This is a genomic window from Afipia sp. GW821-FHT04G03 (assembly GCF_059419985.1).
Window position 1 is genome coordinate 33,060 of the sequence record NZ_JBWKSV010000003.1, and the last position, 12,709, is coordinate 45,768.

At 63.1% G+C, this 12,709-nt stretch carries 11 protein-coding genes; 6 read left to right on the top strand and 5 right to left on the bottom strand.

The features are described 5' to 3' along the window. Positions 1-212 precede the first annotated feature (212 nt). Positions 213-1,190, top strand: a complete 978-nt coding sequence (locus AC07UB_RS14645) for a flagellar biosynthetic protein FliO (RefSeq protein ID WP_492790202.1) — start codon at positions 213-215, stop codon at positions 1,188-1,190. Then, on the top strand, positions 1,187-1,945 hold the full coding sequence (fliP, locus tag AC07UB_RS14650) for a flagellar type III secretion system pore protein FliP (protein WP_492790203.1): 759 nt from the start codon (positions 1,187-1,189) through the stop codon (positions 1,943-1,945). The genes AC07UB_RS14645 and fliP overlap by 4 nt, the downstream gene beginning before the upstream one ends. Positions 1,946-2,007: 62 nt before the next feature. Here the strand turns inward: fliP and AC07UB_RS14655 are convergent, their stop codons facing one another. The 5 genes from AC07UB_RS14655 to fliL form a co-directional block, all read right to left on the bottom strand. Continuing rightward, positions 2,008-5,685 carry a tetratricopeptide repeat protein gene (locus AC07UB_RS14655; protein ID WP_492790204.1) on the bottom strand — a complete coding sequence of 1,226 codons (3,678 nt, stop codon included), beginning with the start codon at positions 5,683-5,685 and terminating at the stop codon, positions 2,008-2,010. 117 nt (positions 5,686-5,802) lie between these two features. Further along, positions 5,803-6,567 carry a MotE family protein gene (locus tag AC07UB_RS14660; RefSeq protein WP_492790205.1) on the bottom strand — a complete coding sequence of 255 codons (765 nt, stop codon included), beginning with the start codon at positions 6,565-6,567 and terminating at the stop codon, positions 5,803-5,805. Beyond that, positions 6,564-7,028 (bottom strand): DUF6468 domain-containing protein, encoded by a 465-nt coding sequence (locus AC07UB_RS14665; RefSeq protein WP_492790206.1) that lies wholly within the window; start codon positions 7,026-7,028, stop codon positions 6,564-6,566. Before AC07UB_RS14665 ends, AC07UB_RS14660 begins: the two co-directional genes overlap by 4 nt. Continuing rightward, on the bottom strand, positions 7,025-8,230 hold the full coding sequence (gene fliM, locus AC07UB_RS14670) for a flagellar motor switch protein FliM (protein ID WP_492790207.1): 1,206 nt from the start codon (positions 8,228-8,230) through the stop codon (positions 7,025-7,027). Before fliM ends, AC07UB_RS14665 begins: the two co-directional genes overlap by 4 nt. A 17-nt stretch (positions 8,231-8,247) precedes the next feature. Continuing rightward, on the bottom strand, positions 8,248-8,736 hold the full coding sequence (fliL, locus tag AC07UB_RS14675; RefSeq protein ID WP_492790208.1) for a flagellar basal body-associated protein FliL: 489 nt from the start codon (positions 8,734-8,736) through the stop codon (positions 8,248-8,250). Positions 8,737-9,103: 367 nt separating this feature from the next. Here fliL and flgF point away from each other — a divergent pair, with 367 nt between their 5' ends. The 4 genes from flgF to flgH are packed head-to-tail and all read left to right on the top strand — an operon-like array spanning position 9,104 to position 12,479. Continuing rightward, the gene (gene flgF / locus AC07UB_RS14680) at positions 9,104-9,871 is read left to right on the top strand and encodes a flagellar basal-body rod protein FlgF (RefSeq protein ID WP_492790209.1); all 768 of its coding nucleotides are present in this window, start codon (positions 9,104-9,106) and stop codon (positions 9,869-9,871) included. A 12-nt stretch (positions 9,872-9,883) separates the two neighbouring features. Beyond that, positions 9,884-10,672, top strand: coding sequence for a flagellar basal-body rod protein FlgG (gene flgG, locus AC07UB_RS14685; protein WP_492790210.1), 789 nt, complete (start codon positions 9,884-9,886; stop codon positions 10,670-10,672). 11 nt (positions 10,673-10,683) lie between these two features. Continuing rightward, positions 10,684-11,715, top strand: coding sequence for a flagellar basal body P-ring formation chaperone FlgA (flgA, locus tag AC07UB_RS14690; RefSeq protein WP_492792657.1), 1,032 nt, complete (start codon positions 10,684-10,686; stop codon positions 11,713-11,715). A gap of 5 nt (positions 11,716-11,720) precedes the next feature. Next, the gene (gene flgH, locus AC07UB_RS14695) at positions 11,721-12,479 is read left to right on the top strand and encodes a flagellar basal body L-ring protein FlgH (RefSeq protein WP_492790211.1); all 759 of its coding nucleotides are present in this window, start codon (positions 11,721-11,723) and stop codon (positions 12,477-12,479) included. The last annotated feature ends 230 nt before the right edge of the window (positions 12,480-12,709 follow it).

Genomic DNA, 12,709 nt, shown 5'->3' on the forward strand with positions numbered 1-12,709 from the left:
TTGGGCCGGGGCACTTTATGGGTTACTCATTCGCCGGCGGCAGTATTTGCCGTCGGGAATTAACGGTCACTCGCGTTTCGAACCCAACTCGTCACAGGCGTGGTGGTTCGCAAATGAAGCGAACTTCGGATTCAGGACACTGGCTGCTTGTTTCGCGGCGAGCGACCTGCGAATCTGGCATAGATAAACGTATAGTTTGACGGGGACAGGACATGCCGCAAACGCTTTGGTTCTTCATAGCCTTCGTCATCGTTCTTGCGTTGATCGGAGTTGCCGCCTGGCTGGTTCGCAGATTTGGCGGAAACAGCCTCGGATCGGGCGCGAATCGCGGACGCATGCCCCGGCTCGCCGTGATCGATGCCGCGGCCGTCGACGGCCGCCGCCGGCTGGTATTGGTCCGGCGTGACAACGTCGAGCACCTGTTGATGATCGGCGGACCGACCGACGTCGTGGTCGAGCCCAATATCGTTCGCGGCGTTCCGCAGCGCGACCAGACCACGCGGTCGCCCGCCGGAACCGAGCTCCCGCCGCGGCTGGCGCCTGACGCCGGCTGGTCCGACAGTGAAACCCGCGACCCGTTCGAGCACCGCGAACCGCCGGTGCCGGAATTGCCGCCGCGTCCGCTCCGCGCTCCGTTTGCCGACGACACGCGCCGTCCCCCGCCTCCGCTGCCCGATCGCCACGGAGCCGATTCGATGGCGAGCTTTGCGCCGGAACCTATGGTGCGGCCCGAGCCTTCGCTGCGTTCCGAACCATCCCGCGCCATCCCGCGCAGCGAACGCAACGAACCGTTGATGCCACGGATGCCGCGGTCCAGTGACGGCGCGCCGAAGATGCCGCCGCCAACACCCCGCCCGCCGCCGCGCCCGGCCGATACCGCGTTATCGTCGGCCGATCAAAATCTGGCGGATATGGCGCAACGGCTCGAAGCCGCGCTGCGCCGGCCCGGAAGCGAACCGCGTTTCGACGCTGGAGAACCGCGCACGCCGCCGGTCGGTCCCGTCGAGCGTCCGAGCGCGCCATCGGTCGCGCCTGAACCCATGCCAAGCCGTCCGCCGCCGCGATCCGAAAGCGCCCCGCGCCCGGCAGGTCCTCCGGCTCCGCCGCCGGCATCAACGCCGGCGACACCGTTCGAGAATCTCGAAGACGAGATGGCCAGCCTGCTCGGCCGTCCAAAGCCTCCCGCGTGAGCCCTTCGAAAACACCGCGTAGAGTTTTATTTTTTGCCAGTCTTGTCGCCACCGCCGGGTTCCTGATCGATCCGGCGAACGCGCAGGATATCAGCATCAATCTCGGCGCCGGCAATGGCGGCGTCACCGAGCGCGCGATCCAGCTGATCGCGCTGCTGACGGTGCTGTCGATCGCGCCGTCGATCCTGATCATGATGACGTCGTTCACGCGCATCGTGGTCGTGCTGTCGCTGTTGCGCACGGCGCTCGGCACCGCCACCGCGCCGCCGAACTCGGTGATCATCGCGCTGGCGCTGTTCCTGACCGGCTTCGTGATGGGTCCCGTGCTGCAGAAAGCCTACGACGACGGCATCAAGCCGCTGGTCGCCAACCAGATCAGCGTCGAGCAGGCGTTCGAACGCGGCACGGCTCCGCTGCGCGGCTTCATGCAGAAGAATGTGCGCGAGAAGGACCTCAAGCTGTTCATGGATCTGTCCGGCGAGCCGCCGGCGGCATCGCCCGAGCAGATGTCGCTGCGCATCCTGGTCCCCGCTTTCATGATTTCCGAATTGAAGCGGGCGTTCGAGATCGGCTTCCTGCTGTTCCTGCCGTTCCTCATCATCGACCTCGTGGTCGCCTCGGTGCTGATGTCGATGGGCATGATGATGCTGCCGCCCGTGGTGGTCTCGCTGCCGTTCAAGCTGATCTTTTTCGTGCTGGTGGACGGCTGGTCACTGGTGGCGGGCAGTCTGGTGCAAAGCTACGGCGGCGGATAGCAAACGAAAGTGGTCTGGGCCTCGTCATTGCGAGGAGCTTTTTGCTCGCCATGACGGCGAGATCAGCGCGCGGCTGCGACGGGCCTCAGGCCTTTGATGGCCGGCAACGATCCCGTCGGATTCGGATCGGTCTTGATTTCCGGTGGCAGCTTGGCGCGGGCCATGGCGTCGGGGAAACGCTGCTTCATTTCGCGCAGGAACCCGTCGAGCGTGTCGATGGTCGCCGCCATTTTCGCGATCCGAGCAAAGTCGGCGCTGTTCGCGGTGGCCGGCTTCGATGCCAGATCGAAGGCCGCGCGATCGGCGCCGCCCTCCATCTTCGGCGTGTACTTCTCGCGAAACCGCGCGAGACCGATGGCGTCTTCCGCCAGTGCGTATCCAATCGTGGCGCGAATGACATCGCTCTTCTCGGTCGGGGTCAGCGGCTGGAAATCGCGCCAGCGGTCGCCATACAGCAGTTCGATCTGCTCGGCGGACTCGCGCCAGCGCCGCGACGCCCAGTAAATGTCCGAGCGTAGGCGGACGGCTTCGCGCCCCGAGACATTCGAGATGATGTCGAGTGCAAGGTCGTGGCGGCCGATGTCGGTCTGCGCCCGCGCTTCCAGCAACAGGCGCTGCTGGCGAATCTCACCGGCCAGATCGGCAATCCGCGTGGTGCGCAGCGCCGCGATGGCGCGCTCCGGCTTGCGATTCATCAGATAGACCATCGCAAGACGCGACGCGACCTGCGCGCGCGCCGAACCTTCGAGCCGGTGATCGATCTGGTATTGCAGCAGTTCGCTCGCCTGCTCGAGCAGATCGACCGCAACGAGGCGATCAGCGAGCCGCCGGATCATCTCATCGCCGCGGCGGCCGATCGGCGTGAGATCGCGAAACTCGTAGAACATCGCAAGGGCTTCCACAGGGGGAAGCTCGTCGCCCTTCGAACCGTTGAAGATCTGCTCGAACAGCGCCGAGGCGTCATCCTGCATTTTTCGCGATAGCAGGGAATTCGGCTGCAGGACGGTTGCGGCGCGAACAGCCGCGAATGCGTCCTGATAGCGCCCCTTCGCGGCATAAAGCCGGCTCAGCATATCCAGCGTCTTCACCTCGATGGCGTCGCCGCGCCACATCACGGCGATGACTTCGAGGTCGCGCAGGACCTCGTCTTCGCTGATCTCGTTGCGCTTCCGTTGCAACTCGATTTCGCGCAGCCGGGCCTCCGTGGCGGCAGCACGATCTTCGGATGCCACAGCCGCCCGGAATGCGGCCAGCGCGTCCTGATCGCGGCCCAGCGCCTCAGCCAGCCGCCCGCGAAGCAATGCGATCGAGCCCGTCTGGTCGGAACCTACACCGACCACATCGAGATCGTTGCTGCGAACCGCCGCGCCCGGATAATCCCTGACCTCCAGCGCGGCGCGAAACGCCGCTGCAATCACGATGCGTTGCAGGTCGAGCGGCAGCGCCGTAATCGCAAACTCGACGTTCTTGAATTTCTCCCGCGCTTCGGACCACTTCTCTTGCCTTGCAAAAGCAAGCGCTTTCCAGAGTTGGGAATCGATGTTTGCCGTGATCGCCGGGCTCGCAAGGTTCACGAGCGCGATTTCGGGACGGCCTGCAAGCGTGCTGGCGACAGCATGGAGCGTGAGCGACGACGCCTCTTCCTCGCCCGGCTTCATATCCGAGAACGCGAGGTCGAGAATGCCCTTCGCCTCGGGATACAATCCGCGCGCCGTGTAAAATCGCGCGAGGTTCACATGCGCTGGCAAGCGCGACAGGCCAGTCGCCTGCGCCGCCGCTGTCAGCAGTTTGTTGCGGGTGGCCAAGAAATCCGAGGTCTGAAAGCCGCGCCATTCACCGACGTCAAAAATCGGACGAATGGCAGCCGACGCGCGTTCCGGCGCAGTCATGGCCGTGGACAGCGTCAGGCCGCCGGGCCGCGTCAGGGTCAGCATGTCGGATGACATGTTGGCGGTCACATCGTCCGATTTCTGCTGAACAACGACGCCATGGATCGACTCGAGCAGCGAAAATTCCACGAAGTCCTGGCGCTTGATAAATCCCTGCACCGGACCGCCGGCCGTCACCACCAGCAATGGATCGCCCGCGTCGGGATCGGTGAAGCGATAAAGCTGTCCGGGCTTTGCGAGGCCGATGCTGACGCTGGCGCGGGCGGGGTCGGCCATGTCGCGTGTCGCGGTAAGCGGCTGCGGCGGAGACAGTGCCTTGTCGGCAAGAACGAGAGTCCAGCCAAGCTCGTTGCCGGTCAGCGCGGCGAGTTGCGGACGGTTCAGCCTGATCCGGAGCGCGCGGCCTTTCGGCAGATCGACCGGGGTGACATCGGCGACGATCCGCCCACCCTCGCGCCGGATCGCGCTGGCGTCGATGGGCTGCTCGGTGCCGAAGACCAACCAGATCGAATCGGAACGACGAAACACCGCCGCGGCGGTGGGACTGCTGAAGGGAAATGTCAGGCGGAAATCGTCACTGGAAAGCCTCGCCTCCGCGGTCACACCCGGCACAGCAGTGTTGGCAGCGAGCGGTGGCGCCTTCATCGGTGATGCTGGCGGCATCGACAGCGGCGGCACCTGCGCAGGAGCTTCCGCGACGACAACCGGCTTGGCCGCTGGCGCAGCTTCGACAACGATCTCAGGCTTGGCGATATCGGATTTGGGGAGAACGATCTTTGCGACATCGTTCTTTGCTACGCCGGCATCGGCCTTGGCATCAGGCACAGTGGCGGGCGGTTTGACATCCGGCTTGACGTTCAATCCCGCCTCGCGCGCGAACTGCTCGGAGGTCGGCGGCACGATTTCGCTGGCCTTGTCGGCGGGCGTCGTCGGCCGCGGTGCCTTGGGCGGCGGCGCATCGGCGGTTTTCGGCTTTTGGGCCTGATCGAAGGCGATATCGACGACATAGTTTCTGTCTTCGCGGAATGCGTGAACATCCACCTCGCCGACCAGCGCCAGATCGACCCGCGATGCATCGCCTTCGACCTTTTGATTGATCGACAGAATGTTCGCAGGCATCGCAATCTTCGCGTCCGCAAGGTCGAAGATCAGCGCCGAGGTGAACGACAGAGAAAACTTGTCGGCATTCAGCGACGACGACACCGTCACGCCGTCCGGCATTTCAAAAACGAACCGCACGAAGGTCGGCTGCACCGACGCCCGCACGCGGACCGGCGGGCGCTTCTTCGCTTCCTCCGCCAGTCTTTGCATCCGCAAGGCGCGCTCCGCCGCAATCGCGCGTTCGGACAATTCCTTCACGACCTCGGCCGGCAGCGCGGGCGGCAAGCCGGTCCATTTGTCGGGCAGTAGATCGATGAACACGCGCTCGCCCGCCGTCATCGTGTTGATGCGGACTTTCTGCGTCATCGCCATGCGGATCGCCGTCCCGTCCGGATCGCGGCGAACCGCCCCGACATAGGCCGGCACCGAGTCGGCCAGCAGGTCGATTGGAACATCCACAGGCTTCTTGAACTGGATCACAAGGATGGCGCCCGCGACCGTCACCTCGGTCGGCACGTCTTCCTGAAATTTCAGGATCAGCCGCGCGAATCCCGGCTGCGCCGTCAGCGTGGCTTCACCCTTGACCGGATCAGCCGGCGCGGCTCCGGCGGCGATGGAAACGCACGACAGCACGGCAGCCAGGACAAGCGCCGACGGCCGCAGACCGCGGCCGAGCCAGTCCGCGAAAGACCGGGCCTTCGACCCGGGTTCGCGGGTGGGCTTGCACATGCGGGCCGCCTTGCAGGACATTCCCCAAATCTTTCCCGGAAAGTCTTTCGCGAAAGTCTTTCTTCAACGCGCTTTTTGAACGCGTCCTTGCCAATCGAATCTAGAATTCGCCTGTTAAGGAGCTGTTAATCACACGCCTCAATTGCGAACCTGCGCTTGCGGCCTGCCCTCAATCTTCGGCAAATCGTTCGCGGACGACGATTTATCCCCGCTCGCGCGGCGGGCCATTTCGACCGTCAGCCGCTCGGCTGCTTCCGGCTGCATCTGCCCCATGATGTCGGACATTTTGCGCGGCGCGATCTGCGATGCGATCTCGAACAGCACCGACAATTCAAGCCGGTCGAAAACCCGCGCGGCATCCTTCGGCTTCATGGCCTCGTATGTCGTCACGAGACCCTTGAAGCGCGCCGCCTCCGCTTCGCTCTTCTTCTCGCTCACGGATGAGATACGCGCCTCGGTCGCCTTCATTTCCTCGATCCGGCCTTCGATCCGCTTCTCGGCGGATTTCATCAGGCTTTCCCGGATGTCGATTTCGCGCGCGCGGGTTTCGATCTCTTGCCGCCGCGACTGCAGGCGTTCGAGCACAGCGCGCTCCGATGCCGACACCGGACGATTCGGATCGGGATAGACCACAGTCCCGTCGGGGATCGGCGCAACTTCGGGCGCCGCCACCACCGGCTTGTCGTCTTTCTTCTCGACCGAACCGGTCACGTCCACGTCGGACATCTTGCCCGGCGCAGGAAAATTGAACGTGTCCTGCGCCCATGATTTGGGCCGTGGCGCATCGTCGTTCAGAATATATCCGCCTTCCAGAAGCAGGCCCGCGACCTTGAGCACGACCAGACAACAGATCGCAATCAGGACGACCGGAACGATCCGGATATCGCGGAGAAGCGTTTTCATGCCGCGAGACCGGTCGCCTTTCGACGTTCAGAGAATGCCTGGGCGGCTGCGAGCAGCGCCTTCGCATTTGTTTTCGGTGCCGACCCAGCCGGCGACTCCGCCTCAGCCGGAGCCGTGGCTTCCGCGCCGGATGGACGCGCGGCAAGCGCGATCCGCGACAGCCGGCTCAAAACTTCCTCGCCGGCGACCACCTGCTTTGCAAGCTTTGCCGACAGCGCCGTTCCCATGGTGAGCTGGCTGCCGAGATTCTCGTCGCATTCGCGCACGGTGAGTTTCAATCCACCGATGGCGCGTTCCGCGATTTCCGTCGCAGTGATCAGTTCGGCAATGGTGCCGCGCATTGATTGCTCGTCGGCCTTCAGCCGCTTGAGCCGCTTGTTCAGCAGCGCGCAGTAACCGATCGTGAGCACGAGCAGCACAGCAACCAGGCTCTCGATTACAAGTCCTAATGAGTGACTCATTGTGCCTCCATCAATTTGGTTTGCTCGTCTTGTTTCTCGAACATCGCGTAGGTCGTATGAGGCTTGCGCAGCGGCTTGGTGACGCGGATGGCGACGCGATCGCCCACCCGCCCCATCCGTCCTTCGCTAAGCGGAACGTCACCGCATCGCACCGACACCAGCGCATCGGGGCGTACGTTAAGCGGCAAGGTGTCGCCGACCTTCAGGCTCATGATCTGCTTCAGCGGAATATGGGCTTCATAAAGCACCGCATCGACCGCGATTTCAGCCTGCGCGATCTCGGTGGCCAGATGGCCTTCCCAGATTGGATCGCGGCCGAATTTTTCACCCATGAACATCTGCAACAGCACGTCGCGGATCGGTTCGATGGTCGCGTAAGGCAGCAGCAGCTCGATGTTGCCGCCGCGATCTTCCATGTCGATGCGCAGGCGCACCAGGATGGCGGCGTTTGCCGGCCGCGTAATGGCAGCGAAGCGCGGATTGGTCTCAAGCCGGTCGATGCTGAAGGTCACCGGCGATAGCGGCCGGAAGGCCTGCTCGGCATCCGCAAGCACGACCTCGACAAGACGCTTCACGAGATTGGTTTCAATCGTGGTGTAGGGACGGCCCTCGATGCGCAACGCCGCCTGCCCGCGGCGGCCGCCGAGCAGCACGTCGATGATCGAATAGATCAGGCTCGAATCGACCGTGAACAGACCGAAGTTTTCCCACTCCTCGGCCTTGAACACCGACAGCACGCAGGGCAGCGGGATTGAATTGAGATAATCACCGAAACGCACCGAGGTGATCCGGTCGAGCGACACTTCGACGTTGTCCGACGTGAAATTGCGCAGGCTGGTCGTCATCAGCCGCACCAGGCGGTCGAAAACGATTTCGAGCATCGGCAGACGCTCATACGACACCATCGCGGAGTCGATGATGGCGCGGATGCCGGAGTTCTCGTCGAGATTGACCTCGCCGTCGCTGAAACCGAGCAGATTGTCGATTTCTTCCTGCGACAGAACACGCTCGCCGCCACCCTTGCTGATGTCGATCGTGCGGCTGCCATCGTCCACCATGGCGGCCCACTGCTCGGCCATGGTTTCGGTCAGCGTATTCGCTTCGGCTTCCGCCGCCGCCGCTTCAGGATCTTCGGAATCGAGCGCGCCTTCCCATTGGGCGGCCAGCGCATCCTGATCGACGTCATTATCATCCGGAGACATGGTTCAACTTTCGTCCATCACTGGATGATGATTTCTTTGAACAGCACAGCGTTCACCTGATTGGGCGAGATGGCGGCGTTGACGCGGCGCGTCAGTTCTTCTTTCAGGCGGAACAGCCCGACCGATCCATTCAGGTCGCCGGGGCGCAGCTCGCGCATATAGGTCTGAAACAGGTCCATGACGCGCGGCATCGTCGGCTGGATCTGCGCGACCAGCGGCTGATCCTTGACCTCGAGAACCACCTTCACCTTGAGATACTGAACCCGCTCGCCCGGAGAATTCGCCAGATTGACCAGCACCTCAGGCACATCGAGGAACACCGGAGGCTTCGCGGGCGGCGCAACGGCCTGTTTCACTTCGCCGGGTCCGCGCAGGAAGAAGAACCAGCCGCCGCCAACCAGCGCGAGCAGCAGCACGGCGCCGCCACCCATCATAATGAGTTTACGTTTGCCCTTCGGCGGAGCTGCGGTTTCCGCGCTCTCCTCGACCTTATCGTCGTCTGCCATAGCCCCCGCCCGTCGTTCTGGGATGGGCTCGATGCTGCCGAACTGGCTTTAAATGACGCGATACAAAGGCCGCCGGCGCGTGAGCGCCCTCTATGTCCACCGTACGGACGCAATGGTTAACGAAATCTTTCTTTTGTCCTTCAGGTGGGAAAAATTTGCCGGGGCAACATGGTCAACAAGAGGTTATTGCCGCCCGGCGGCACCCTGCAAAAATCGATAACAATCTGAAAATACTCGTATTTTCGAGTTGGCACGACCCTCGCATTGTTGAAAGCGAACCGCGGCTTGGGAGAGCCTCAACGGTTCGCACGATCCGCGTCACGCCTTGGGAGAGGCAGGCCGCGGTTCAACAAGGGGAGATTGACCGATGGAGAATACGCTTCTCGTCGCTTTGTCGCGGCAGATGTCGCTTGAGCGGCAGATCGACGTCATTGCCAACAACGTGGCCAACGTCAACACCAACGGTTTCAAGGCCAACAAGTCGCTGTTCGAGGAATATCTGAACTCGGGCGCGCACGAAGACAACTTTTCGGTCAGCGACCGCCGCGTCAGCTTCGTGCAGGACCGCGCCGCCTACCATGATTTCGCGCAAGGCCCCTTGGAAAAGACCAGCAACCCGCTCGACATCTCGATCGACGGCAAAGGCTTCATCGCGGTGCAGACGCCAGCCGGTGAGCGCTATACGCGCGACGGCTCGTTCCAGATCAATGCCCAGGGTCAGCTCGTGACCACCGGCGGCAACATCGTGCTCGGGACCAACGGCCCGATCGTGTTCCAGCCGACCGACAAAGAAATCGTGATCTCGGGCGAAGGCACCATCACCGTCCGCGAAGGCACCGTCACCCAGTTCGATTCCATTCGCGGCCGGCTCAAGCTCGTCAAGTTCGACAACCCGCAGCGGCTCCAGAAGGAAGGCGCGAACCTCTATTCAGCGCCGGCCGGCAACATTGCACAGCCCGACCTCGCGTCGCGCGTCAATCAGGGCTTCGTCGAAAAATCCAACGTCAGCGCGGTGTCCGAGATGACCCGTATGATGGAAGTGATGCGAACCTATCAGAACGTCGCCTCGATGATGCAGCAGCAGAACGACCTCCGCAAAACCGCGATCCAGACGCTTGGCGATTCATCGGCATAAGGAAACAGACCCATGCGCGCACTTTACACAGCAGCGACCGGTATGGCGGCCCAGGAACTCAACGTCCAGGTCATCTCCAACAACATCGCGAACCTGCGCACCACCGGCTACAAGAAGCAGCGGGCGCAGTTTCAGGATCTCATCTACGAACACGTCAAGCGCGTCGGCGCGCAGGCGTCGGATCAGGGCACCGTCCTTCCCGTCGGCATCGACATCGGCGGCGGCGTCAAGACCGTCGGCACGCCGCGCCTGATGACTCAAGGCACGCTGCTGCCCACCGGCGGCGACCTCGACATCGCCATCCGCGGCGAAGGCTATTTCAAGATCCAGATGACCGACGGCACCTACACCTACACGCGCGACGGCTCGTTCACGACCGACGGCACCGGCCGCGTGGTGACGGCGCAGGGCAATCCGGTGCAGCCGACGATCACGATCCCGCAGAATTCATCCGGCCTCACCATCAACCCGCAAGGCCAGGTTTCGGTCATGACACCCGGCACGACCACCCCGACGGTCGTCGGCCAGATCAGCCTGACGCGGTTCATCAACAAGTCGGGCCTGCAATCGATCGGCGACAACCTGTTCACCGACACGCCGGCGTCCGGTCCGCCGCAGGATGGTCTCGCCAATGCCGACGGCTTCGGCGACATGCAGCAGCGCAATCTCGAACAGGCCAACGTCGAAGTGGTCTCGGAAATATCCGATCTGATCGCCGCCCAGCGCGCCTATGAAATGAACGCCAAGGTCGTCAGCGCCGCCGACCAGATGATGCAGTCCACCACCGGCATGTTCCGTTGAGGGAGACCATGATGTTGCGTCCGTTCCTCATCGTCGCAGCCGTACTCGCCGGGCTCTCCGGCGCGGCCTTCGCGCAATCCGAACAGGATGGCCTGTCGAGCCCGGTGCTGCGCGCGAGCATCACCGTCAACAGCGATGTCGTCCGCATCGGCGACGTCATCGAGAACGCCGGAACCGCCGCGCAGATCGCAATCTTCCGTGCGCCGGATCTCGGCACCACCGGCTCGCTGCCGACATCGCAACTGCTTTCGGCGCTGCGTGCGCATCAGGTGATCGGCGTCGACACCCGCGACATCCGCGAAGTTTCGGTGACACGCTCGTCGCGCCTCCTTGTCTCCAAAGACGTCGAACTTCAGATCGCCCGCGCGCTCGAACGGCGCAACGGCCTCGGCGACGCCGCCAACATCTCCGTCACGTTCGAGCGCGACTTGCGCGAACTGCAACTCGACGCTGCGCATACCGGCGACATGCGCGCCACCATCGTGCGGTACGATCCTCGCAACGGCCGTTTCGACATTACGTTCGAGATCGCCAACGACGCGACCTACTCGCCGACCAAGCTGCGCTTCATCGGCACCGCGGTCGAAACCGTCGAGGCTGCCGTGCTAACGCGCGCCGTCGAGCGCAATGAAATCCTGAAATCTTCCGACATCACCGTCGAGCGGCGGCCGAAGGCCGAAGTCGGAAACGACATTGCAACCCGCGAACGCTCCATCGGGATGCAGGCCCGCAAGCAGATGCGCGCGGGGCAGGCTCTCAAAGCGGCCGATCTCGGAAAGCCCGACATGGTCTCGCGCGATCAAAGCGTCACGCTGATCTATGAAACGCCCGGACTTTACCTCACCGGCCGCGGCAAGGCCGTCGAGAGCGGCACCGAAGGCGATGTGGTCAATGTCGTCAACCTGCAATCGAAGCGCACCATCCAGGGCGTCGTGATCGGACCGGGTCAGGTCTCCGTCGTCGCCGCAATGCCCCGTCTCAACACCGCCGCCCTCGCCGCCCGCGAAACACCGTCCGCCCCCGTATCCAGAAAAGCCGAGTAACAGTCATGTCGAAGTTTCACCTGTTCAATCGCATCGTTGTCGCCGGCAGCTTGTTGGCGCTCGGAACTCTGGCCAGCGGGTGCTCGTCACTGGATCGCCTCGCGGCGATCGGCGAAAAGCCGAAACTGTCCGCGATCGACAATCCGACGGCGCAGGCGGGTTACAAGCCGGTGTCGATGCCGATGCCCGCGCCGCAGCCGGCCTCATTCAATCCGAATTCGTTGTGGCGGAACGGCTCACGCGCCTTCTTCAAGGATCAGCGCGCGCATCAGATCGGCGACATTCTCACGGTGCAGGTCAACATCACCGACAAGGCCAACATCGCCAACGAGACCCAGCGCAGCCGCGCTAACAAGGAAGATTCCAGCATCACCAATTTCTTCGGCATCACCAAGGTGCCGCTCACCAATTCCGCGATCCCTCCCGGCAAGCTGCTGACGACGGACTCCACGTCGTCCAGCGACGGCAAGGGTTCGGTCAACCGGCAGGAAGCGTTGCAGACCAATGTCGCCGCCGTGGTCACGCAGTTGCTGCCGAACGGCAATCTCGTGGTGGAAGGCAAGCAGGAAATCCGCGTCAATTTCGAAATCCGCGAACTGATCGTCGCTGGCATCGTGCGGCCGGAAGACATCCAGAGCGACAACACCATCGACTCCAGCAAGATCGCGCAGGCCCGCATCGCCTACGGCGGACGCGGCCAGATCACCGACGTGCAGCAACCCCGCCTTGGCCAGCAGGTCTCCGACATCCTGCTGCCGTTCTAGTCGCAAATTCCCCGCCGCGAGTTTCGGAACTTGCGGCGGCCAGACCGGCGCCCCTCCCGCGCCTTCTCCCGGCTCCCACACCATGCGGCGAACCTAGGCGCAGCACGGTGTAATACGACACGGCTCCGCGTCAGCTCCCCTGACGCGGAGCCGTGCTCGTTTCTGACTTCTTTTTCGGCAGACATCGCAGCCACGAAAAAACCATCAGACAAAACCGCACACGGTAACCA